The sequence below is a fragment of the Halovivax cerinus genome, from assembly GCF_024498195.1.
GTDB classification, from domain to species: domain Archaea; phylum Halobacteriota; class Halobacteria; order Halobacteriales; family Natrialbaceae; genus Halovivax; species Halovivax cerinus.
Genome location: NZ_CP101824.1, coordinates 1,810,527 through 1,834,937 on the forward strand (window position 1 = coordinate 1,810,527; position 24,411 = coordinate 1,834,937).

Below are 24,411 nucleotides of genomic sequence, written 5' to 3' on the forward strand. Positions count from 1 at the left end.
CGTTTTAAATATTAAACAAGTTTGTTCAGCACTATGCACCCACTGCTGACTCTCTACTCAACCAAGTACTCCGATCATTTAGAAATAGACCTTATAAACCCAAATGACTCGTAATGACTAATGTTATCGAGTCAGTCATCTTTGACCGTTTCCTGTCATGGTCTGGTCTCGCGGATTTGAATCTCGAAATATGTATGAGGTTTGGCTACACACCAGAGAGCCATGTGTGCAGAATCCTTGACGGATGATCGACGTGAAGACGTTTTGGATGGGTTTGAGGCACCCGAATCAGATGCAAATCAGGTGTATACATTTAATTCATCGGAGTTGACTGCTCTTTGTCCCTTTGATTTTGGCGGTCCGGATTACTACGAATTCACCCTTCGGTACATTCCAGATAAAATGTGTGTTGAGAGCAAGAGCCTAAAACAGTATCTTGAGTCTTTCCGAGATGTGGAGATTACGGGTGAAGAAATTGGGGCGGAGATGTACGATGCATTTGACCAACTGTTGGATCCGAAATCCATATACCTCCGTCTTGAACAGGCCCGTCGTGGCGGTATCGAAGAAACTGTCGAGTACGGCGATCGGTCATTATCACCGAATTAGACCTCAGAAAGAGCGGTTCATTCTCAAGCTGACTACAAGCATATGATAATTAAATGACCGTTATCGCCATTGCTATAGAATTTTCCTATGGTAGTTTGGGCGAGTATGAACTGTTTCAATAGTCCCTAGTTGTCAACTGAAGCTATATTTCAATACTTACTGGGTAAGGTACTTTGACGGTGTCTTTGCCTAGTGAGAGTGCTTTGTATGTTTCCCCAAATCGGTCCTGTACGATCATCGTCGTTGAACGATCTTTCATACGGAAGATGCCATAATGGGTGTAGGTATCCGTGTTTAATGCTTGGAGATCAACAGGAGGGGAATCATCTAATGATCCGATCTCAGTTACTTTCCCCTCATCAATGGTCGGTTCCTGACTTTTTAGAAATTTGAGTTGATATACTTTCTCCCCAGATTTACCGTCTCTTTGCTTTTCATCAGGAGATCTTTTCGAGTCAATATCACTCAAAGACAAACCACTCTCATGTTGATCATCTCGTTCACTCATTCCTCATCACCCATTCTATCGTTTAGTATATTAATAGTCTTGGACATCGAGCACTACATATAGTTGGAAGGTTTCGCGCCGGAACTCTGTTACACTCAGTCCTGCAGATTCCGTTATCCGCTGGCCGAAGATAGATAATTCCTCATAATAATTATTTCTGCTCCAACTGAAGCACTAATGCGGTCCAGTTGAAAGCGAGTTGTACTAGGTTGGGTTACTCACCAAACGGGGTGTGCAACTCTATCGAATTAGTCCTACAAAGCCAACTGGCGATTGCAGCGGCGGGTCCGATAATGAAAGAATGAATGAAGATCTACTGCCAAGGTATAAAGGGTTGGAAGGGATTTTACTGAATACAGACAGCACGACACTTTTAAATTGCTTTTGGTTATTAACTTGAAAAATAGAAGGTATCTGGAGAATAATGGTCTCAATCCATACCGTTCCATGACCAACTATCCCTCTGAATCCTCACTGGTGGTGAACGCCACCCAACAGCAGTTGTCGCAAAGCCCGTTCACTGCTGGGGTCGCAATAGCACCTTCTCAGCGCGAAGAGGCAGAAGGCGGCTACGATATTGCGTTCGAAACTGCCAGCCGACTTGAACTCCAGTACAAGGCTGTCTACAGCGAGATTGGTGACAGGATGTTTCGGCGTGGACTCACTTTGGACGCTGCGAAATTCCCATTCGACGGATCACAAGCGAAATCCCTCCTCGCTCGGCAAACGGGTCCAGGTACAGCTTTTTACGCGCTACCGGTTGTTACTGATGTCTCCGGCCTCGGTGACGTTCTCGGTGCAACCGTATTTCTTGATGTGGTCGGTTTGTGGAACCTGCCCAAAGCTCCGGGAGATTTACAGGAGTACACGGCGTTTTGGGTACCCGTTAACAACGGTACGCCGACATTCTCCGAGGTGTATCTTAAAGATGGTGGGGTGTCACGTTATTCCAGGCCCCGAGCGTATGACCGTGTCGAGGGGCAGTATCTCTACACTTGGTCAGAAATCAAACGGCTGACGGGTGCAACCATGATTGGAGTACCCATTCGTACCGATGGTGAAACACAAACAACGGCAGGGTATCTGGACCTAGTATCATTCGAACGTCAGCTATTGCACTCTAAACTCCGTGAGTTGACTCTTGACGACCCAAGATCGGAAGAAACCGAGGAATGGGATCTCATCTCCGCTGTAAGTAGTGAGATCGGTCTGCGGAACATCCAGGTTGGCGAAACGGTAGCTCAGACCAGGCCAGAAAGGACCGAACTCCCGTCAGAAGTGCGGGAACTGCTTAACAACCATCGATATCTGCTGGATCCGAAGTTCGACATTGAACGGCAACAAAAAGCAGTGGAAGCCGCGCTCGTCAGCGGGTCGGACGAGGAAGGGATAGAAATTGATTATGCGGGTCTGGACCCGCGTCAGGGATCACGGCATCGCCAATATCGGTTCCTCACCTCGGGCGAACAGACTGACGAGGTGCTTACAGTTCCGATCGGATTCGCGTAAGAACGTGGCCTAATAGGAAGTTCCGATCTACTGTAACCAGTATTTCTAAATAGGTGACGGATGTTAGTCGGTGTAGATATCTATGTTCGCTCTACTCTGCTGCTTCCTCTACCTGCAGCAGCTGATCCTCTTCCAACTTTAGAAGGCTCGCAGACTTCTTCACCAGATAATCCCTGTAGTCTATAATATTCTCGGGTGTCCAATCATCATACTCCTCAACGACACGACGAGTTAAATCAAAGTTCGTTGCCTCGCGGTCTTCAGCTACCGATGCTAAGGTACTGTCACTCCCCATGTAGTGAGCCGCCTTCGTTGGGAATGACTTTTGCTGAACCGTTTCGTGGACCTCCTGCTCCAAGGGTATCAAATTACCTAGGCTGTGTCTCAACTTAGCAGCCTCTTCAGCAGAGAAGTTTTCCCGCCAATACTGCTCGTTCTCCATCGCAGTAGTGAATTTCTTAGGTAGAATGTGCTCACGGTGCAGTTCCTGGCCAGGCTCAATCTCACTGGTCTTCATATCTGGAGTGAACCGGTACTCGATGGCGAGGAGAAGTGGTCGATGCCAGCTAGCTTCGTAAACGTCGGAGCCCAGATTGTTCCGCACCTTCTGAGCAATGTTTTTGCTGCTGCGGTCCTCCTCGATGTACTCCCAGACCTCATTGAGACTTCCACCATCCTTAATCAGGCTCAAGAGATCGTAAGACGGATTCTTGATTTTTGCGCTGGTATGACCTCCGACCCAATAGGAGTAGTACATAGCGACCAAGGCATCCACCAAGCCCTCGTAATCCTCGAACCCTTGCTTCTTTGCTGTGGTGAGCAAGGTTTTCCAGTACTGAGTGTGCTTCAGATTTGAGAGCATGAACATCTCCCGCGACTGGTCATTTTCCACACTCAGGAACTCCTCCGCGTACCTATCGATGTCCCTGGCCAGTTCCACGACAGATGTCTCCCCTTGCAGCGTTGAATCGAACTCCTCTTTCAACTCCTCGTAGATGGATGATTCTGCCCGTGTTTCCTGAAGATAGAGACGGTAGCTGGATAGGAGGTTGTCCAACCGACTGTAGTTATCGTCGAACTTGCTGGAGAGCTTTTTCCAGGACTCCGTCACCGTCTTTCGCTGTTCATCGTTCGAGGTGAGACTGAGAAGGTAGCTCTTGGTCAGGTCGGATACAGTGAGATCCTTCCCTCGCGTATTCGCCGTCTGGAATAACCGGATAGCATACGAAAGATCCGATGTCTCAATCTGTATGATCTCAACCTCCAGTTCAACAAAGTCGTAGAAGTCCCTCAGTTCCTCTGGATCCTCGAACTTGTCCTTCAAGGCGTTCTTGGTGTACTTCGCCGCGTCCGTGTAGTTGTTGTCCTCACTCAGGTCGACACCAGATAGGATAGTGGTCTCAAACTCGTCCTGATGCTTCTCACCTGTCCGTAACCTGTACGTAGAGTCATCACCTGAAGAGTCCTCCAACCGGCGTTCTATCGTACCCATTTGAGACGCCAGTTCTTCACTATAGAAGTCACGGAGGACAGCATAGAAGATCACCAATGTAGTGATCCGCTGCTGACCGTCCAGGACATCCAGTCTCTTCTCACCGTTGTCTACCAGAATTACTGTCCCCAAGAAATACGAGTCATCACCGTTATTCTCTGCGTTCCAGGCCTCGTAAAGGTCATCCCAGAGCTGATCGATATGTCTTTTCTCCCAGCTGTACGGTCGCTGGTACTCCGGAATCTTGTACAGGGTCTTCCTGCCCTCGAAAAGATCACAGATATCCGCCGGTTCTGCGTCGAATTGGCTAGCCATGAGAAACAGTCGGAGTAACTTCAAATAAAATCTATGCTACAGGTGTCACGCGGCTACCCCGAAAAATCCGGAAGAAATTCGATGGGGGAGAGGGGTTGTTGTCACGGAGACATGACAAAAGGGGATGTTCACACCTCCCCCCTTCCCAGAAAACTCGTTGAACACAGAGGGATTTCTCGAAAACCAAGAGGGCCCAACCCCCGCTATTGTAAGAGAGTATCCAGTACCGTTATCCGATGTGCCAACGATCTTTACAATAATGTCAGATCAGCTTTCCCTGAAGGAACTCCGCCAGTATACCTTCGCAACCAACGAACGAATCGCAGAACAGGAATCAGGCTATGAATTAGAGGAGGAACCAGACGAGTTCACTGCCTTCTACCACCGGGACCGTGGCGGGAAAGAAGAGTATGTCCTAGTTCAGGATGTGACCGAAATCACCGAGGAATCGAAATGGAGCCCGCTCCTTGAAGACGGGTTCGAACGAGTCGCCTACCTCCTTGAAGGCTCAAACTCCATCCCTGTTGGCGAAACCGAAAACGGGGAAATCTTCGAACTCGTCGATGGCGGCGTGGATGGACTCGCTGTCTCTGACCGCGTTCAAATCCAGTTGTGCCAAGAATAGAGTCAGAACGTACGGCTGGAATGCTCCTTGTTCCACCTAATACGTCTTGCCAGCCATACCAGAGGCCTACAGACTGAATACCCATATCAGTGTCTCGTAGCCCTCTGAGAAACGTTATTCGATTGGTGGCACAATTCATGCGGTAGGCCGTCTAGGTTTGGAAACATGGATAGCGAAACGCTCGCAGGAATCGCTAAACAGTACCCGTGGGCTAGTTGGGCTGTGTGGGACGACGTATTCCCCGATCGTGACTGCGTTGAGAAGCGGCCCGAGGGTTTGATCGAATTCGTCCATGACCGTGCCGAGGTGCTGACTCCAGATGTCGTCCTTATGGGGTTGAACCGATCTGATGATCTCCCTGTTCCGTGCTCGAACTTCCATGCACCAACCCGGAAACACTATGATTACCGACTGAAGGAATTCATCCAAGACGGTGGACTGGACCGACTCCAGGGGGCGTACATAACCGACCTTGTGGACGAAGTTGACCCGGACAGCCAGAATGTCAAGGTAAGCGACGACGATGCCGCGGTGCTGCTGGAACAGTTGCGCTTGCTCGGAGAATCCGAGTACCACGTTGTGTGTTTCGGGAACCAGCCGTTCGACGGACTGGTTGATTACTTCGATGCTGAAGTGACCTCCTACTCAACAGATATCAAGCGAGCCACAATCGAGATTGACGGACTAACACTCTACCTCTACCGTGTCTGGTTCTACGGGCTTTACCGCGCAAATCAGGACAAGGTGGATAGGCTCAAGAACCAACTGCACGAATTGAACGAACGGATCGCCTGAACGGACGCGACGACGCTTTCTCGCTGGTTCCCTTTCGTCTCCTCGTACCGGGCAGTTCAGGCCCATATCCGAACTTGAGACATGCGACTGCGCCACTTGTCCACGTGCCTAGATCGCATTAATCCGTTCTGTACGAGGCGGGTAAAGCACGGGCATGGGAGCTGACTGAGCCAGTCCAAGTGTCCGGAATCTATGAGGAAGAAACCGTATGGAAAGATCTCATCCGCACGAACGTACTGTTCAATTTCGTCCAACAGTTCAAGCATATCGGCGTACTCAACGCGGATACATGCAGTCATAACGGGAGATCAGCGAGTATGACCCTGCTGCGAACCCGTGGGTGTTACGAGAAGATCAGAAAGACTTGGGTGAGGTGGTCTGGTCGGTGAAGTCAAGGAATTGCTGGACTTTCCGGTCAATTCGTTTTAATGAATGTAGCAATTCGATCTGGTGAAAGACCAATTTCTGACAGAATGACGATATTGAAAATAATTGCGAGATTCTCTGATCGTCGGTACAGCGCAAAGGACGAGTTCTGAGTTCCTTCAAGCAAAGAGTCTATACTCGAATGAGCTTCTGAAACCCAGTCTACTACTTGGTCTGGTACCTTGGAGGCCGTGTCGGAGTGACGTTCAAATATCTCCTCCAATTGTACGTCAAACGACTTTTCTGTTTCCTCGCCGAGGAGCGCCTTTATTGTATCATAGTCTGCCTGTGGCTCCTCAAAGCCAGTGTGATCAAGGGACGGGCCACCGGGTTGATTTGCGCATATTCGGGTACGATAGTAGGCTTCTAGGGTCGCACGTCGAAGAAGGTACATTGTAATAAGGTCAGGGTCGTCATAGATTGTTTTAAAATATATGTTGAGTACCGGCGCTAACTCTTCAAATGACTTTATCCATGTATCTAAGACCGACTCAAATTCCTCTTCTATATCTGGTAATAAGAAGAGCAACTCCTGTGGATGTGAATTTTCAGAAACCGTGTCTTCAGCAGAGCTATTCGTTAGGATCTCCACTGAGGCTTCAGGTTGCTCGCCGCCTGATTCATAGTACCCCGTAATCTCGATCGGTTGAACCGGTTCTTGAAGCCCTAATGCGAGGAATAACTGTATTTTTCGTAGTACTGTTTGTGTTCGGTTTAGCGAAATCGTGTCCTCACTCCATCTTGGACCAACCTCTATCGATGTAGTCTCTGAAAATTTCACTGTTGTGCTTCTCCCACGCTCAACTGTGATTCCTGGATCGAAGTGAACCGTGAGATCATCAGAAACAACGGTTTCAGAATCTGGGTACGTGTACTGCGCGCTAACAACTGGCTCTGAAGCCTGTTTTTCAACTGTGCCGTTCGTCTCTTGCTCCCCTGCGTCTGGATCGAGATCAAGGTTGAGGCCGCTCCGTGAGAACCACCGATGAAGCGCCTCGAGCTGCATCCCAACTGATTCGAATTGGATCTCATCGTGAAAATGCTCACCAAGCAGTGCCCTCGTAACTAAGAACGTCTCTGGACGGATTACTTCTGAACCGTTTACAACTCGCTTAAACGTCCGCTGGCATGTATCGAGCGTAACGCGATCCCCGTCATCGGTAATCCCAAGGATTCGGTCGACAACTGGTGGTTCACCATCTTCACTTATCTTAAACGCATCCGACGCGTGGTGGGTAAGGGAATCGAAAACATCCAATTCAAGCCCATCCGTTGGATGATAGGAGAGCACACCGCCGACGACCCTTTCATCACGATTCCCGGGAAGCCACCAATGGCCGCGTAAGTCACGCTGGTCGTGCATCTAACTCATCCTCATGCTGACGGCCGTGATGTCGTCGATCGGCAGTTGAAAAAGAAACGGCATTCTGTGTATGGCCACTCGCAATAGCACGGGATTTCGCAGATTTAGAACTTACAGTCACTACAGGGCCTGTAGCACGCGCCTCGAACCGGTCTCGAAGGATCTGGACCTCTGCAAGCTCTGCCTTACACTCAGATTGGCGCTGATCACGCAGCTCCGCAGCTGTTTCAGCGTCAAATTGATCAAAGGAACTTTTTACATCGCAGTAGTAATTCGTGACCACAGTTTTGACTTGTGAGAGACGATCACGGACAAGCCCCTCCGCAGTCGCCTCAATTTGTGACAACACCGCTCTTTCTCCCACGTTTGAAAGGTCACGACGAGCACGTCTCATTTCCTCGTCTACCTCGTTATCACTCAACACCTGTGAGAATCGCACTGCAAGCGGATATAACTCTCCTTCTCCAAGCAACTGAAGCATCTCATCGGACAGTACTTCTGTGAGTTCGGCCGCAATACACGCTTGAAGAAACTCGCGTGGCGTGTCCATGTGACGGTCGTACCACGAACGCTGGGCTGCGTTGTATAGAACTCGAGGGCTCTTTTTTCGCAAGTACTCACCTCGTTCACCAGCGTCTGGACTCATGGTTCTTACCTAAGGCTTAGATACCGACACTCAAAAGTGTAGTCCTCCATCGACACATAGCCCCATTCGGTCGTTATACGAAGCAGCACCACTGCATATCCCTGTTTTAGTATCGCACCAGGCTAATGATTATTCTCTCCCCCCTCACGAGAACTGTACTTCCCCGTCAGTGATGAGGGAGATAGACTCTTCAACAGACGGGGATTTCTCAGGTACGTCGTCTGCTACCTCTGCATACCAGTCACTGAGCCTCTCAATGCCTCCATCGGTCGTAACCAAGAGTTTTTCACGGGGAAATGTGCTCTCTAGAGAATATCCTTTTATACGCTCGTGAGCCTCCTCTAGAAGATTAATGAACGTGATGAATCTACGATCGTCGGGTTTTGGAAGCGGATCAAAGAATTCCTCAATAGAGTACCGATGCTGAACACCTCCGTCCTTTTCATTCGGTGCTTTCAGGAGTACTTCCGCTTCCTCAGCAGAGAATTCTGCTGTGACTGTCCCGAGAACTCTGCACTCGCCATCGTCAGTGAGTAGTCCAGTGTCATCAGAATACTGCGTAATATAATCGGGGGCCAGTATAATATCAGTCACGTCAACCTCCTTCTCAACCACAATTGGGCTGTACCCTGCAGCGTTCCCCTCACTCGGAGTGTAATTATTGAGGACTGTTGCCGGCACTGAGAATGACTGCTGGGACGGATCATCGATTGCCGCAGCCAGTACATGCGGAACATCATATCGTTCGCTCAGACCGCGGTACAGACGCAATTGCTCATCAGTCACTGCGCATTCCTCGCTCACAACGGCAAGCGAAACCGATTGAGACAATCCATATAACGTCCATGCACACCGGCACGCCTCATCATCCCATCCCGTCTCAACAACCTGTTCTCGTCGAACCTTCAGCTCTGAGGGATCGTCGTGAGGACCATCACCGCTGACAATCTGAGCGAACAGCGATTCCTCACGACCCATCGCACGAACATTACCACCCTTCCATTCCTGCAGATCTCCCCACAGAGTTGAGATAGTATCTATCGAGAATTCACCAGCAAGAGCAGACGAGATCTGTCGCTGTTGCTCATCATCAAGACGCTTGAACTCCTGATTTGGAGCAAACCCGTATACAACGGAATCTTGATCGAAGAGATCGACAACCGCACTGCCAGGCAACCTATGTTCACCAGTCTCGTGCATACTCAAGAGAGTGCCGTCGAAATCCGTATGTAGTAACTCCAGCCGACACGTTATAAACTTGCATCACTGGTACTCCGTTTCGAACTCTTGTCAGGGCCCGCTGCTTATCCACTGGAACGATACTATCCGTACTACGAAACTGATCGGGGATTTGGGAAATCCTGAAGAGGCCGAGTTTATTTTTGCGACCTTGTTTGACGGCGTAACGAGCGCGGTTGACGATGTACTGTTCGCGGAGGGTGGTGGCCGGAGACGTAGTTGTGGGCTTCATCGACAACGATGAGGAGAGAAGTATCTTTGACGTTGGAGATCGCGTGGGGGTCGCTGAGAATGAGCTAGGTTCAGAGGGCAGTGTCGTCTACGTCGTCTTCTTCTTCGTCGTAGGCGTTGACGACGCTTCGGTTCTGTTCTTCATTGTGTGTTTCCCAGCTTGTGCGCCATTCCGACGTCGCATTGAGGCTGTCCGCGCCGTGTTCGGTGTGGCGGTGCCGGATGCGTGTCAGTACGGGGGTGTTCATTGCGTCGCCGGAGATGACTGCTTGGCCGGGGGTGAGGCCGGGGAGTTCGTCGAGGACGTCTTGGCCGGCGCTTTCGACGGATTGCTGGATGGCTTGTTGGTCGTTCGGGTTCTGGATCTGCATGATGACTTGGGTACCGCATTGGGAGAGAACGTCGGCGTCGAGTTTCGAGGGGCGTTGAGAGATGATGCCGACACCGAAGCCGAACTTGCGGCCTTCGGAGAGGATTGTTCGGAGAATGCCGAGTGACCGTGCGTTGCCGTCGGGGGCGAAGCGGTGGCCTTCTTCGAGGAGTGTGAACAGCGGGAAGTCGAGTCGGTCATCGTCGCCCCGCATCGCTTCCTCGCGGGCTTCGTACAGTTTTCGGAGGAGTGCGGCGGCAAGCATCTGCTGATCGTCTTTCGACAGTTGGTTGAGTTTGAGTACAGTCACTTGGCCCGGTGCGACGAGGTCCGTCAAATCCTCACGGGCGGCGCGAACGAATAGGTCACGGCCGAGTGCGCGTTGAATCCGCCACTCCAGTGCTTCTGCAGTGTCACTCTGCTCGCCGTCCTCCTCATAGCATGTCCGGACGAGGTCGTGAGCGCTGATGTCGTTTGTTTCCTGTTGGAGTTTGCGCCAGGCTTTCTGGAGGATGTATTTCATTTTGTCACTCGGGCCATCCAAGAGTGCGAGGAGATCGCCGTAGTTGAGGTCGGGGATGGCAATTGTGATCTCGTCCGGTTGGACGATGTTGACCTCCGGGGTGTAGTCACCGTCGCTAAATACGTCCTCGTACTTTGATTTCCGCATATCTTCGAGTGTGTCATATTCGCCGTGCGGGTCGAAGACGAGCATGGCGGCGCGGGAGGACGGCCGCATCATTTCTTCCATAATGACGCTCGCGGTGTAGGATTTCCCGCTGCCTGTCGACGCGAGGATGGCGAGGTGGGTTGAGGCGAATTCGTCAATGGGGAGGAAGACGTTCGCGTCGCGTGCTGGCCGATTGAGCAGCCAGCCGACGTGGGCGAGTCCGGCGTCACTTTCCCAGTCTGCGTTTGGAAGGACAGCTTCGAGGAAGGCGTTGTTGGCAAGGTAGACGCGTGATCCGGGGTCAGGGAGTGATCGCGGGTTGGTGAACGTCCCCATGTCGTCGTTGAAGTACCCGATGATGCGTGCGGTCACGCTGTTTAGTTCGACATCGCCAGTGGGGACGCCGAGGGCGTCGGCGACGGCGTCGGAATCGACGCCCGGGTTGGCGAGGAAGTCACCAGGGAGGCCGCGTTCCTGTTCGGTGTTTGTGACGCGGGCGAGAACGTTGTGGTGTTCGCCTTCGACGGTCGTGTTGTACACGATGAACTCGCCCGTCCGGACGTCGATGTCGTTCGGGGCGATGAACTGAAACTCGTCGGCGGAATCGCCGGGTTGTTCGACGGTCCCGACGACCGTGTCCGATGCGGCAGGTACATTTCGATTCTGCGGCGGGTCGGGCAGGTCGTTGCTCATCTGACCACCCCGCGGTCGCTGCTCGTTTCCCAGCGGACTTTCTGCTCGATGACGTCCAGGAGCTCCTCGTCAGCGGCGGTCCCGTCGCGGAGCTGGTCGAGGAGAGCAAGCGTCACCTCGGCCCCGAATTGGTCGGCTGTGGAGATAAGCCGGTCGTAGTACTGTAGCCGGAGATCGCCGTCGGGGAAGTGGAACTGCTCGAAGCCTGCTCGCGGGAGCTTGCGGATCGAGTCATCTATTTCGAGTGTCCACGGCGGCATTTCTTGCGAGACATCCGTGAAGTTCGACCCGTTTGAGGCGGGTTCAAGGGTTGCGTAGCCGAGAAACGCGACACCGAGGAGTGTGCGTTTCTCGTCGACGTATCCTGGGACGAACAGTTCTTGATCCGGGTTCGAGAGGCGAGGGCCGGCGCGGCCTTGGTCAGGGTCGACGAGCCGTGAATCGTAGACCACGCCGATAAGGGCGTACTCGGTCCCACGAATTGTCGTGGTTGTGTACACTGGCTGCCCGAATTTGTAGTCCTGTTTCTCAGGCGGACGTTCGCGCTCACGTTCGCGGTACACTTCGACGACATAGTCCATTTGCGAGTGCGACTCGGCAACTGTTCCAAGAGTGAGGTCGTTTGCAGTGATCACCGGTGCATCGTCGGTTGAGGTTGTCTGTGTCATGATGACTTAATTTGGTGTCTGTGTCAGCGGCGTCGTCGCTGTTTACTCAGAGTTTTCGCGTCCCACTCGATGGGGAGACCTTCTTCTTCTTCGGCGAAGTTCTGAACGAGCGCGAGAAACCGGCGCTCAGCGTCTGTGTTCAGGACAGCGTTTGCGTCCGCTTGCTGGAGGACCTCCGGATAGCCGCGACCGACGCCAGTCTCGGCCCGCACAACATCAATCACGTCGTCGACGAGTCCCTCGCGGAGAATCCAGCCGGGGAACTCCAGATAGTCCATTGCGTTCCCGTCAGGGATGTCGAGGTACGTGAACAGGACGTCCGTGGCGAACTCGTGAGTGGCTCCCCGGTAGCTGGCTTCCATCGCGTCGACGGTGCCGTCTTGCCGGTGGATGAATAGCTGTGATCGGTCACCCCAGTTGGTCGTGAACGCATCGAGGATGCGGGAGTCTGCGACGAACGGTTCATTGTGCAGGCGGTCTCTGTACGTTCGGCGAAGAAGTTTGGCGATGTTGGTCCGCGTGCTTCCAGCCGAGTACCCAACGACTGGGACGCCGTGATGTTCGCTCGCTGCGAGTACGCGGGCCATCGTGCGGCGATAGTGCCCGTCGCGCACGTCGGGAGCGTACGTGTTGGCGAACGTGGGGACGAGCGGCCCATCGTACAGAACGACCGGTGGTGGGTTGAGTTCCGCGAAGCGCTCGATGCACTCGATGACTGTCTTTCCTTCGTCGCGGTAGCGTTCGTGCCCTGGTGCTTGCCCGTCCGGGTACCGGAGCCCGTCCTCGCTGTCAGAGGCTGTGGTGACTGCGCGTGGTCCGAGGACCCGCGTGTTGACACCTTCGTCGTAGTTGCCGTCCTCGTGGTGATGGTTTGCCATCCACGCGACTTGCACGAGGCCGAGCGGAACGGTGAATTCACTCGTCGGACCGAGTTCCGACCCGTCGGCTGCAATTGTCGTCACGCCTTCCAAGACGTCTTTCGCGTACTCGTTGACGGCCTCGTGATTGTCCCACGACGCTGATCGCTCAAACGGAACGACTGGGGCACCGTTGTCGTTCCATTCGCGGGTTGGGAGCGCACCGGGATAGCGGCCGGGACCGAGTTCCGCCTGAAGCGGATCTGCTTCGTAGTCTTTGAGCGCGTCCCGCAACGCGTCTTGGTACTTCGCCACTGTGTCGGACTCGTCGCGTGCGAACTCTCGAATCTCACTGGTATGTTCACGGAGCCCATCGAGCGCGCTTTCTGGGTAGAACGGCATTACTCGGACACCACCTGGGACACCTCCCGGTCTTCGTCTTTGTTCAGTTCGACTGTCCGCTCGGTCATTGATTCGAACGTCCGGTCGTGACTCACGACGAAGAGTTGATTCAACTCGTCCAAGTCTTCGAGTTGCGCCACGAGGTTCTGTTTCTTCTGTTGGTCGAGGTTCGCAGTCGGCTCATCGAGGAAGGCGACGCCGACGGACGCGATCTGTTCGAGAACGGCAAGGCGGACAGACAGCGCTGCGGCCATTTTCTCACCGCCGGAGAGCGTGTCGAACGGCTTGTTCTGTCCGCGGACGCGTACGCGCAAGTTGTATGTTTTGTCCCAGACGAGCGTCTCAGTCGGGTTCCCGCGGAGCTGCTGATAGATCATGTTCGCACGGTCACCGATCTCGCTCGTGACGAGATCGCGGAGATCCTCAGCGCCTTGCTGGAGACTGTTGCGAACCCACCGTGCGAACTCTTGGTCACGCCGCACTTCTTCGATCTCAGTTTCCAGCGACTGTTTGCGCTCCTGTTTTTCTTTGAGGTCGTCCAGTTCGTCGTGGGCGTCCTGCAGGTCCGACTTTCTATCCTCCAGTTTACCCTCAGCTTTCGAACGGTCGGTACGCAACTCTCGGAGCTCACTCTCGATGGTAGTGAGACGCTCGGGATCGAACTCGGACTGGAGGCCCTCGAACATCTCTTCGACATCATCACGTTCCTCCCGCAAGGACTCCAGCTCTTCCTGCTCCGCTTCGACTTTTTCTTGGCGTTCAGGGAGTTCGGCCGCGTCGTCTTCTTTCCGGATGTACGTCTCGTGGGCGTCTTCAGTCTCTTCGATAACCGCGCCCGCATCGCTGATCTCAGTGTCGAGATCATCGAAATCGGCGAGATCGTCTTGAACGCGCTGATATTCAAGCAGACGCTCGCCTAAAGTGCGACGCGCATCTCGGAGAGCGGCCTCAGTTTCATCGACGTCTGTGGCTTTGGCCTTGGCAGTATGGTACTCATCGACAACGCCGTCGAGTTCATTGCGTTCAGTTTTCTTTTCCGGAAGATTGTCGAGAGCGTCAGTGAGATTCTCACGCTCCATATCGAGTTCCTCCCGCTTTGAACGGAGATCACTAATTTCCGTAATGATACCATCGAGTTGGTCTTCTAGTTGCGGGATCTGGTTAACTACTTCTTTGGCCTTCCTTGCGGACTCGATGTCATCATCAAGAGCTTCGATTTCCGATTCGACCGTCGGAATTTCTGTGTTCGTGATTTCCTCGATACGGTCTTCGTTCTCTTCGAGCACGCTCTCGCGGTGCTCGGCGGTAACAGGCTGATCGCAGGTTGGACACGAAACTTCCGACGCCTCACCCAACTCAATCGCGCGGAGCTCCTCGTTCTGCTCGCGGCACGTCTGATGTTCGTTTTTCAGTGATTTCTTCTTGGCAACGAGCTCTTGTCGTTGCTCCTGGAACTCAGTGAGTCGGTTTGCTTCCTCACGCCGACCCTTCGCTTCCTCGATTTCCTCACGAAGTTCCTCTGCGTTGGTCTCTAGACCGTCGATTTCATCAGCGATGTCATCGAGTCGTTCATCGATTTCCTCGACACGCTCCTGTTTTTCATACAGATTTTCGATTTCCGCTTCGAGGGATTCGTACCGCTCTTTCTTTGGCTCCAGTTCCGCGACGCGGTTATGCGCTGCTTCAGCCTCGTGTTTGTCCTCCTTCAGCCGTGAGATCTCGTCGCGTACCCGGTCAATATCTCCGCTGAGTTCTGTGAGACGAGAGTTTAGGTCATCGCGCTTCTCACGTTTCTCTTCCAGTTTATCGAGTCGCTTTTGGGCCTCCAGATACCGTTCGTGGTCGTCCTTGACCTCTTCAAGACGTTCTTTCGCTTTCTGCGCCTTCTCACGCCTATCTTTGGCGTTTGAGAGTGTTGTCTTCTGTGCGGGTATCTTGTCCTCTTCGAACCGGGTCAGTTCCTGCCGAGCATCATCGAGATCAGCCTGCAGTGATTCGAGATCGTCCTTTTCTTCTCCGAGATCGTCAATTTCGTCAGTCAGTGACGCGATTTTCTCTTTCAGCTCCTCAACTTGATCCTCGTAGTTAGTTACGTCCCGCTTGGCCTCTGGAAGGTCTTCGAGTCGTTCCTCCAGACGTGTGATATCGTCCTCCAGTTCTCCGATCTCGTCCTCGAATTCGTCTTCCAGTCCACTGAGGGAGGAGTACGCCTCACGGTACCGCTCAATATCGAAGAGGGGATCGAACGTATCGATCCGGTCCGTCTCAGTCTGAGTAAAGTCAGAAATGAAGTCGGTCTGAGGCACACCGACGCTGCGTTCCCAGATCTCCGAGAGATCGTCTGGGGTATCAACACCGAGCCGCGTGCAAACCCACTCCTTGACTTCGCCGGCAGTATCAAGGCTAAGAAGATCTCCGTTTTCGTCGAGGACTTCATAGGTACCGCCGCCAGCTTGCCGACGGACGGTATATATCCCGCCAGTTTCCCGTACTGTAAACGTGACCTCAATTCGGCCAGAGGACTCGCCGTCCCGAACCAAGCGTTCTTGATTCTGAAAGGGATGCGTGTCGAAGAGAGCGTACCCGATGGCTTCCTGAATGGTGCTCTTTCCGGAGCCGTTATCTCCGAGGATCGCAGTGACACCGGAACCGATTGTGATCGTCGTCTCGTCCGCGTAGCTCTTGATGTTCTTCAGCGTGACCTGGTCGATTTGGAGGCTCATTCCACCACCTCCTCGTCATCTTCCGCACCCGCTCCATCCGGGAAGAGTTCACGACGTCGTTCTCGGAGGTATTCTGCGACCCCCGCTGTGGACTGGCTGTCCTCGTTGACGAGATTCTCCGTGCGGTCCAGCGTTTCTGCAACGGCGTTCGTCTCGCCATTATATCTGGACTCCCCAGCGATAGTCGTGAACACACGCTCCTGGAGCGCGTCCGTGTTGACGGTACCATCGGGATTGAACGCCTCATCCCGCTCAAGATCCCCGAGAAGTTCCTGCACCGCTTTCCGTTCGGTGTGGTTTGTCGGTTGCGTGTACAACGCGTCGAGTTCCTTTTCGACGATGTCAGTCAGCGTCTCAACGTCGAAGGTCGCGTGATCAAGCAGAAGTGTCCCCTCCAAACGGAGATTGATGAGTGGAGAGCGTCGCCCATCATTGCCGTCGCGGTAGATACTACGTTGGCAGGTGCCTTCGACATCAGACCGTGCGTCAGCGACTTCGTCTTCGAAGTCACCGCGGAGGTCTTCGAACGTCCGGTACCCGGAGACATCGAAATCAAGCGTGACGTAGGGACGGCGTTTCGACAAGTGGTGCTCAGCGGTTCCGGTCTCTGTATCGTAGATGTAGTACCCATGCTCGTCGCTCCACCTGCCTTCCTGAATGTCGAAAGCTTCGAGGCTTCCAGGGTTGTGAGCGGCATCTCCGCTCTCGTACTGCTTGTGGATGTGTCCGAGCGCGATGTAATCGACAAGATCTTCGATGTCGGTGAGTGCAGAGCGTGCGACGTTCGCACCTAGATCCGGGACGGCGTCATCAACACCGAAGTGTGCGAGAAGAATCGACACGTCGGGTTCATCCTCGGTATCGTTCACAGTCCTGATACCGTCCGCGACGGCAGGGAGATCCCGTTCGATGTACGCGCCGCGGTACTGAAGTCCGAAACACCGGACTAGATTGCCGTCCCGTTTTAGGTCGACGTATCCGCCACCGCCCTTACGTGGATCATCTGCATCTGTCTGGACGAATGAGGCCTGGTCGCCAGTGAGGTCCGCGGAGAGAAGGGTGATGATTCCACGATTATTCAGGTACTGCAGCCACGTGAGTGAGCGCCGTCGACTCATATTCTGGTCGTGATTCCCCGGCGAAACGATAATTGGCTTATCGACATTTTCGAGGATATCCTCCGTTTGCTGGAGGGTCTCGGGGCGAATATCCCGTGAGTCGAATAAATCGCCTGGAATCAGAATCGCGTCGGCGTCGTGTTCGCGTGCCTGGGAGAGGAATTTCTGAAACGAGAGTCGCCCATCGACTTCTCGTTGTGAGAGCCCATATTGCCGGTGACCGAGGTGTATATCGGCTGCGTGTGCTAAGCGCATAATCTTAGTTACTCCTTGTTGAGTGTTGTTTTCCGATGACCGTGTGGCACCAAAATGGCTGATAATTCTGCATTAATGTCCTATCGGAGATGAATAACGTCCAAGGAATTAAAACTCGTCCTACCGAGGTGAAAGTGGTCGGGACAGGTGGCTGAGGAAGGGGAAGCGAATCTGGACGCATTGTTCGCGCATATCGACGACGAACTAGATGTCACTGCACTTTCTGAGGATGCTGCCGAGCGGGACGGACCGCAAGCCCGAGTGACAGCACCGTCTGTCGCCGTCGCTGGCGGTGCTGGTCGAACAATTCGTAACATTTTAGCCGCGGAATTTGGTGTCGAGCCAGAGCAGGTCATCGACTTTCTACGGTCCGGTGACCCAGTGGACCGGCTCAATACGGCTGTTGAAGCAATTGAGTCTGCTGAAGAGGTCACGAAATCGGAGTACTACGGGCAGATTGTGTTTGTCCGACCAGCGTATCGCTACCGACTGACCGAGCTGGCGATGGAACTCGTGTAGTACCGCGAGAGGTGGACAGGGATCGAGGCGACTAGTCCCCGAACAACCGAGACAGGAATCCGCCGGAGTTGTCCGTATCCGATGCGTCTTTTGTGGTGGCTGACTGCTCGGTGTCTGTGCCGGTTTCGGCCGCTCCGTTCAGGAGGTCGTTGACGGAGTATCCGATCCACTCGGCGAATTCCTCGGGTGCGCCGATGTAGACGCTCGTGGACGATTTCTCGGACATGAACCGTTTGGGGAGACGCTTCTCGTAGTCGTACACCTCGTACTCTTCGCGGTCGAAGTCAGCTGTGATGGCATTCGGCTCCGACTCGAACGTGACACGGCCGCCTTGAATGTCGCGCTGCCACTTCAACCGTCCCGTGTCATACGTCTTCTCGGCCGGCTCGTCAGCGGGGAAGTACTCGGGCTGCTCTCGACCCGCTTTGTCGTAGAATTCACGGACGATGCGGCGAACGTCTTCGATAGTGCCGTTCCCATCGGTCCACGGTTGCTCGGTGAGCATTCGGCGGGCCACGTAACTGAAGATCGGGTTCTGCCGTTCCAGCACGTCCGAAAGGTCTTCTTGCGCTTCGCGGAAGCCCGGGTCCTCCGGGTTGGAGGGGAAGGAAACGTCCATGCTCAGGATTTTCATTCGGTTCCGAAACTCGGATTTCGGGAGCGCGTCATTGGTCGTGAATATGAGGCACGGCTGATCGACGCTGGTGGGCGTCCAGTCGCCCCAGTAGTTTCGGATTGGGCTCCACCGCTGGATCTTCTCCTTCTCCGCGTCGATGATGGCGTACGGGAAGCATGTGTCCCACTCGCGGACGCCGCGGACCTCCTTGACGCCGACGTCGTCTGCATCCACACCGGAGATAACTGTGTTGTCGGAGACGAGTCGCAGGATGTACTCGGTGAGCTTGTCCTTCCCCGCGTCGCTCTTCCCTTCGATGTACAAGTGTTGCAGGACGTTGTCCAGCGTCCGAGACGGAGACGACAACGCCTCGGCGTACTGGTTGGCGAACGGTGCCCAGAACCCGTAGAGGAACGCTTCGTACATCTGCGCCATTACTGCGGTCTCGGATTGCGTGTGGCCGTGGTTCTCGACGGTCTCGATGTAGTCTTCGATGGTTTCGAGGCAGTGATCCAGGACTTCGGGGGTCGGTTCGTCGGTGGCGACAAGAATCATTTCGTCATCCTCACCGATCACGACCTGCTCGGTCTCCGGTAGGACCGACATCGTCGGAATAGCCGTCGACTCCTTGACCTGGTTGTTATACGCACTCAACGGCGCGGTAATGCTGTGGTCCTCGACGGTCGCACCGCGGTCACGAAGACCAGCCCCGAACTCGTCGGCAGTGTCCTTATCCACCTTGCTGGTTCCCATCCGTATTTTCTCGTCGGGCGCACGAATCCGCGGACGGTCGAGTCCATCCCAGCCCCGTTTCGTGATCCGACTCGACGAGCCCGACGTCCGGTGACTCGTCGTCGTCCGGGTCGACGGACGAGTCTTCCTCGTCTGTGGGAGCGTCCGGCTCGACGACGTTTCGGTCGGCGTTCTCGGGTTCTTCGACGAACGCAACTGTCTCGTTAGCCTCCTCTGGGTCGTCGACGACGGCAGTAATTTGGTCGGCGACATCTTTCAGGTCCTCGACGGCGTCCTGATTTAGGGCGGCAGTGTCGCTCACGTCGAGGTCACCGGCACCAACCCAGTACTCGATGCGGTTCTCCCGCTCTTCCGGCGAATCGGCTTCCTCCAGCGCCTTGACGAGCCCTTCGAGGAGCGTCTGGTCGCTGTACCCCTCGCGGTACTCGTTGAGGAACCGCTCGAACTCTTCGTCCAGTTCGGTTCCGACGTCGGTCTTGAAAACGGATATCTGGTTCGTGTGGTACTCCCAGGAGTTCCGCGAGAGGTTGGCCGACCCTTGGACGAGCTTCACCGTGTTGTCCGGCATGACAATTCGGTAAATCTTAGAGTGGACAGTCTTTCGGTTCTTCAATCGAACCGTGAGTCGGTTGTCCTGTCGAAGTCGGACGAGAGACCTGGCTGTCGAGACTTCGCTCACCTGGTCGGCGTAGTTTTCCGCGTTCCCGATGAGCACGTCGAGCGAGCCGATGTCGTACTCGGTCAGCATCGTTACCATCAATTCGGGCGTCTCCGCGTACGTCACGGCGTCCACGTGACGAGCGCCAGCGAACAAATCGAGAAAGTCATCCCGCTCTTTCACCATCGTCAGGCGGTATTTCGCAGCCCCCGATCCGTAGAACTCCGGCATATCCGCGAACCTGTCGAACGAGATATTCGCTGTCAGTTCATCCATAAACACGGAAGCGGCCTGAAACGAATAAAAGCATGCCGTGGAGCGGTAGTGGAGCATACGCTGTAGACTCCCAGAGACACTTACCGAACCTCGCTATGGAGAGACTGGGAGGGGGCGATCACGACCTGGCGCGTCCACTCCACAGTCACGTCGAAGCTTATAATCTGTAGCACGATAGTTACGCTATGGCCTATCGATTCGTGCGGGCTCAGCCAAAACGTGATCGGTTGACCTCGTTACGTGAGCGATTAGATAGCGGTGAAATCGAGCAGATTGAGCCGTTTGGTCGTGCGATGACGACGGCGCTACAGCAGGCCCGGTTCGATCCTGCGAGCGGTGAAGCGGTCTGGGTTGAGGAGGATTACTGTTCTCCGCCACTGGCGATGGAACGCGCTGAAGTCCTTGACGACTACTTTACGGACATCACGATTGTTGACGAGGATGTAGATGAAGCAACGGGATGGGAACGAATTAACCATCTTCCCGGCCTCTGGAATCAGGTTCTTGACGAGGTATAGGTTTAATCTGGACGACCCAAAGCATCCCGACAGACGAGGCTAAATACCACTCCTGTCGCGGCGTCCGGTGCGACCATAGCTGTGTACCGGGTAGAACGGCAACCCCTTGAGTGGCTTACCTTTTTAATTCACAAGGTCATGAAACTGCATTACTCTGATGTCTCACACTGCTACAGAATCAGATTCTGTCGGCCGGTTACGACTGTCTACTGGTGAGTGCTACACCTCCCAAGATACCGAACGGGTTACCGATACCCAGAGCGGGGAAGTTGAGTCACCTGTCACGCCTTACGGGACTGAGAGACCGAGTGACAGTGATTGGGAACCAGCTCCGGATCGATTCGACGAGAGCACGTATGAAACCCTCGTAAAGAGACTTCGGACGGCAGCCGACGCTGTTCTTGATGCCCTCGATCCCCAGCTGCCCGAATCACTACAGGATCAGGTTACAGAGTGGTGCGAACTCCACGGGTTTGACAGTCCGGCTGCCAAGCGCACGCGAACAATCATCGCTCGGCAAGCTGTGCTGAACGTACTTCTCAAAACGTCACTCTACGAATGGCACCACCAACACAGTGACCTGCCATCGCTTCCTCCCAATGAGCGAGAGGCACTTCGACAAGCAGTGGATCAAACAGAGAATCCAGCGTTCAACGAGTACGTTCTTGATGAGCTGGTGTGGCTCGCTGACGACCTCGATCTCGAACCAGTGCTTAACGCTCGGGACTGGTTACTGGGGTCGGGAGAACCAGCTGAAACCATCGGCCGACTCTATGCGGACCTGATGTCGAACGACGACCGCCAGAAACTCGGCCAATTCCGGACGCCGCCGAACGTCGGGACGCTCATGCGGACGTGGGCAGCCGATGGCGATGATAGCGTACTTGACCCAGGGATGGGAGCAGGTGTCCTTTCGAGCCCACTCCACCCGCAGTGGGACCTGAGTACAGAACCAGTCCACGTACACGGGATTGACCGGAGTCGTCTCTCGCATCTCATGGGCACGACCGCGTTGACATTGTATAGGCAGGCGCACGAACCGCATGCGGCGGACTTCCTCGACCTCTCACCGGATGACCTACAGCGAGGTGTCGACGCGATCATCTGCAACCCGCCGTACACGAGTGGAGATTCACTCCCTGCAGCGTACAAAGACCGAATCAACACGCAAATCGAGCAATCGATCGAGAGCGAAATCAGCGCACGATCGCCGCTCCACGCGTACTTTTTCTACCACGCACGGCAGTTTCTCTCCCCGGCTGATCGCGCGGCATTCCTCACACCACTAAGCATCCTCACGGCGCGCTATGGAGAATCACTCAAGCGGTTCCTCCTGGAGACGTTCTCGATCAAGGCGTTCGTCCAATTTGATCCGGCTGGTGAACGAATCTTCCCGGACGCTCACACGACTGCCCTCATCACGTTCTTGGAAGCAACACCTGAGAACGAATCGGGTGGCAATACGCGGTTCATTCGCGTTGATGAATCAGTTGATGGGTACGATCTTCGTGTAGCAGTCGAGAACGGCACGCCAGGGAACACTGACTGGGGGTCGATCCATTGCGTGCCACAAGCACAGCTTGATCCGACCAAGAACTGGGAGGCATTATTCACCCCGACAGACATCGATACGAGCAATCTCACACGACTAGGAGAGTTCGTCACAGTTCATCGAGGGATGACAACTGGCGCAGTCGATTTCTTCTGCCTCTCACAGACCGAGGTAGACAATCTTGAACTCGACAACCAGTACCTGTCACGATTGATTCGGCAGCCGAGACTCGTCGACGGGTATGATTTCCGTGACGAAGACTGGGAGGCACTACGGGAGAGAGGGGAAGACGTGTGGCTGTTCGATCCTGACGCGATCCAAGCGATTCCGGAGTCAATTCACGTGTTCAGCGAGCAGGTAGCCGGTGACTCATCGGTACTACCCGACGACTCTGGCATGGTAGGGAATCTGCTCGCATATCTGCGCGACGGTGTCATGGAGCACGGTCTGCCAGGGACGACTGCGCTCGAAAACCGCCCGTACTGGTACCGGCCGGAGAGGCAAGACCCTCCTCGGGTGCTGGTTCAAAATGGGAGCCGAGACGGATTCACGTTCCGGCTGAATGAGACAGATGCCCGTAACATCCACAACTTCGATGGGCTCTATGACGTGACGGTGAATGAGACGGATCTGAAGGCGTTGCTCGCGTATTTGAATAGCGGCGTTGCCGAGCGTGTCGTTCGCAATCACACGCAGACACGGCAAGGTGGTTTTGAAAAACTGGGGCCAGGTACTCTCAAAGAACTGCCTGTAATCGACGTGACCGACATGGATGACAAGATGACAACTGACCTTGCTGACTCGTTCGATGCACTGCGAGAGACAGCACGACGCGACGGTGATTGCGAGCCCATCATTAATCGCATCGACGCTGTACTCCAGCAAATCCTCTGATTCAGAGAGCGTCTTTGACGCTATGACCGGCTAAGTGACCCTGACTCTCCGCTACGAGAATAGTAGCAGGTCAAGACGGCTACAGTGCCTCATTGTCGAGCCATCTCGGAGAAGTTCATACCGGCGAGGGCGTGGTGTCGAGGATATGGAACAGCGAATTTGATGAAGGACATAATCCTTTCGCGCGCGCGACCAGCTGGTACACGATCTGAGCGTCACCAGCTAGCAACGATATAGAACCGAAAGCAGAGTCTGGTCAACAGATTTAGAGGGAAGGTCAGGCCGTCAGTTCAACCCGCACCCGGAGAATCGATGCGCACAGTTCCGCAGGCATTTGAACTGTGAGTCTAATGCCGCCTCCCGGATTTGAACCGGGGACAGCTCGATCTTCAGTCGAGTGCTCTCCCAGTCTGAGCTAAGGCGGCCTGTACGGTTCTCCGTCGATAGCACAAAAAAGGATTTCGAATGGCGTCGCCGGTGTGGTACTGGGTGGGTACCGACCGGTCCCCCGTCGACGGTACTCGGTAGGGACAGTCTTCGGCCCGTATACTTGACGAACGGATATTCAAGACACACTTTTGCCGGTAAGCGGGTAACTAGTGGTTATGGCACCGCTTACAGAGGAAGCGGAATCCGAGGATCTCACGGCGGACACTATCCTCGAATTACTCGCGAACCGCCGTCGTCGGTACCTCCTCTACGCGCTCAGGGGCCGGACCGAGCACGTCGAGCTGTCGCGACTGGCGGAAACCGTCGCGGGGTGGGAACACGACGTGCCCCCGGACGAGGTGCCAAAGAACGATTACAAGAGCGTCTACGTCTCGTCCGTCCAGTGTCACGTGCCGAAACTCGCCGACGCGAACGTCGTCGATCACGATACGGACGATCACTCGGTCATCCTCGCGGAGAACTACGAGCAGCTCGAACCCTACCTCGAGGTCGTTATCCGGGACGAACCGGAAAACTCGACCCTTCAGCGGGCGCTCGAATCGCACACAGGCGACGGATTCTTCCGCTCCATTCGCGAAAACGTATCGCGACTGACGCACTGATTTCGACACTATGGCGCAGGCTCAAAATCGGAAATGGGTATTGGAAACCGACAACGCTT

Annotated in this window: 18 protein-coding genes, 1 tRNA gene and 1 pseudogene; 8 read left to right on the forward strand and 12 right to left on the reverse strand. The window is 54.3% G+C overall.

Annotated features, from left to right (window positions below; all coding sequences use genetic code 11):
* Positions 1-222: 222 nt before the first annotated feature.
* Complete coding sequence (gene queF, locus NO366_RS08355; RefSeq protein ID WP_256533870.1) at positions 223-609, forward strand: preQ(1) synthase; 387 nt, start codon at positions 223-225, stop codon at positions 607-609.
* A 142-nt stretch (positions 610-751) separates the two neighbouring features.
* Here queF and NO366_RS08360 read toward each other — a convergent pair whose 3' ends face one another.
* Positions 752-1,117, reverse strand: coding sequence for a hypothetical protein (locus tag NO366_RS08360; RefSeq protein ID WP_256533871.1), 366 nt, complete (start codon positions 1,115-1,117; stop codon positions 752-754).
* A 447-nt stretch (positions 1,118-1,564) separates the two neighbouring features.
* Here NO366_RS08360 and NO366_RS08365 point away from each other — a divergent pair, with 447 nt between their 5' ends.
* Entirely contained in the window at positions 1,565-2,626 is a 1,062-nt protein-coding gene (locus tag NO366_RS08365; protein ID WP_256533872.1) for a hypothetical protein, read from the forward strand.
* Between the two features lie 91 nt (positions 2,627-2,717).
* On the opposite strand, the gene NO366_RS08370 is transcribed toward NO366_RS08365, so the two are convergent.
* On the reverse strand, positions 2,718-4,433 hold the full coding sequence (locus NO366_RS08370) for a DUF262 domain-containing protein (RefSeq protein WP_256533873.1): 1,716 nt from the start codon (positions 4,431-4,433) through the stop codon (positions 2,718-2,720).
* Between the two features lie 259 nt (positions 4,434-4,692).
* On the opposite strand from NO366_RS08370, the gene NO366_RS08375 reads away from it, so the two are divergent.
* Positions 4,693-5,058, forward strand: coding sequence for a hypothetical protein (locus NO366_RS08375; RefSeq protein ID WP_256533874.1), 366 nt, complete (start codon positions 4,693-4,695; stop codon positions 5,056-5,058).
* A 165-nt stretch (positions 5,059-5,223) separates the two neighbouring features.
* Complete coding sequence (locus NO366_RS08380) at positions 5,224-5,853, forward strand: hypothetical protein (protein ID WP_256533875.1); 630 nt, start codon at positions 5,224-5,226, stop codon at positions 5,851-5,853.
* Positions 5,854-6,268: 415 nt separating this feature from the next.
* Here NO366_RS08380 and NO366_RS08385 read toward each other — a convergent pair whose 3' ends face one another.
* From NO366_RS08385 to NO366_RS08420, 8 genes are all read right to left on the reverse strand, one after another.
* Positions 6,269-7,642: an ApeA N-terminal domain 1-containing protein gene (locus NO366_RS08385; protein WP_256533876.1), complete on the reverse strand. Its 1,374-nt coding sequence runs from the start codon at positions 7,640-7,642 to the stop codon at positions 6,269-6,271.
* Positions 7,626-8,192 (reverse strand): hypothetical protein, encoded by a 567-nt coding sequence (locus NO366_RS08390; RefSeq protein WP_256533877.1) that lies wholly within the window; start codon positions 8,190-8,192, stop codon positions 7,626-7,628. The genes NO366_RS08385 and NO366_RS08390 overlap by 17 nt, the downstream gene beginning before the upstream one ends.
* Before the next feature lie 240 nt (positions 8,193-8,432).
* On the reverse strand, positions 8,433-9,488 hold the full coding sequence (locus tag NO366_RS08395) for a hypothetical protein (protein ID WP_256533878.1): 1,056 nt from the start codon (positions 9,486-9,488) through the stop codon (positions 8,433-8,435).
* Positions 9,489-9,829: 341 nt separating this feature from the next.
* Entirely contained in the window at positions 9,830-11,491 is a 1,662-nt protein-coding gene (locus tag NO366_RS08400; RefSeq protein WP_256533879.1) for a helicase HerA domain-containing protein, read from the reverse strand.
* Positions 11,488-12,159: a DUF8166 family protein gene (locus NO366_RS08405; RefSeq protein WP_256533880.1), complete on the reverse strand. Its 672-nt coding sequence runs from the start codon at positions 12,157-12,159 to the stop codon at positions 11,488-11,490. The genes NO366_RS08400 and NO366_RS08405 overlap by 4 nt, the downstream gene beginning before the upstream one ends.
* Positions 12,160-12,182: 23 nt before the next feature.
* Positions 12,183-13,418 carry a DNA double-strand break repair nuclease NurA gene (locus NO366_RS08410; protein WP_256533881.1) on the reverse strand — a complete coding sequence of 412 codons (1,236 nt, stop codon included), beginning with the start codon at positions 13,416-13,418 and terminating at the stop codon, positions 12,183-12,185.
* Complete coding sequence (locus tag NO366_RS08415; RefSeq protein ID WP_256533882.1) at positions 13,418-16,141, reverse strand: AAA family ATPase; 2,724 nt, start codon at positions 16,139-16,141, stop codon at positions 13,418-13,420. The genes NO366_RS08410 and NO366_RS08415 overlap by 1 nt, the downstream gene beginning before the upstream one ends.
* Positions 16,138-17,514 (reverse strand): metallophosphoesterase family protein, encoded by a 1,377-nt coding sequence (locus NO366_RS08420; protein WP_256533883.1) that lies wholly within the window; start codon positions 17,512-17,514, stop codon positions 16,138-16,140. The genes NO366_RS08415 and NO366_RS08420 overlap by 4 nt, the downstream gene beginning before the upstream one ends.
* A gap of 147 nt (positions 17,515-17,661) precedes the next feature.
* On the opposite strand from NO366_RS08420, the gene NO366_RS08425 reads away from it, so the two are divergent.
* Entirely contained in the window at positions 17,662-18,033 is a 372-nt protein-coding gene (locus NO366_RS08425; RefSeq protein ID WP_256533884.1) for a hypothetical protein, read from the forward strand.
* A 31-nt stretch (positions 18,034-18,064) separates the two neighbouring features.
* On the opposite strand, the pseudogene NO366_RS18640 reads toward NO366_RS08425, so the two are convergent.
* Positions 18,065-20,336, reverse strand: a pseudogene (locus tag NO366_RS18640) (phospholipase D-like domain-containing protein).
* A gap of 185 nt (positions 20,337-20,521) precedes the next feature.
* On the opposite strand from NO366_RS18640, the gene NO366_RS08440 reads away from it, so the two are divergent.
* Positions 20,522-20,854: a hypothetical protein gene (locus NO366_RS08440; protein WP_256533887.1), complete on the forward strand. Its 333-nt coding sequence runs from the start codon at positions 20,522-20,524 to the stop codon at positions 20,852-20,854.
* A gap of 625 nt (positions 20,855-21,479) precedes the next feature.
* A complete protein-coding gene (locus NO366_RS08445; protein ID WP_256533888.1) occupies positions 21,480-23,300 on the forward strand; it encodes an Eco57I restriction-modification methylase domain-containing protein in 1,821 nt (606 codons plus the stop codon).
* Positions 23,301-23,651: 351 nt separating this feature from the next.
* Here NO366_RS08445 and NO366_RS08450 read toward each other — a convergent pair.
* A tRNA-Phe gene (locus NO366_RS08450) sits at positions 23,652-23,725 on the reverse strand.
* A 180-nt stretch (positions 23,726-23,905) separates the two neighbouring features.
* Between NO366_RS08450 and NO366_RS08455 the strand changes: the two genes are divergently transcribed.
* The gene (locus tag NO366_RS08455; RefSeq protein ID WP_256533889.1) at positions 23,906-24,352 is read left to right on the forward strand and encodes a DUF7344 domain-containing protein; all 447 of its coding nucleotides are present in this window, start codon (positions 23,906-23,908) and stop codon (positions 24,350-24,352) included.
* Positions 24,353-24,411 lie beyond the last annotated feature (59 nt).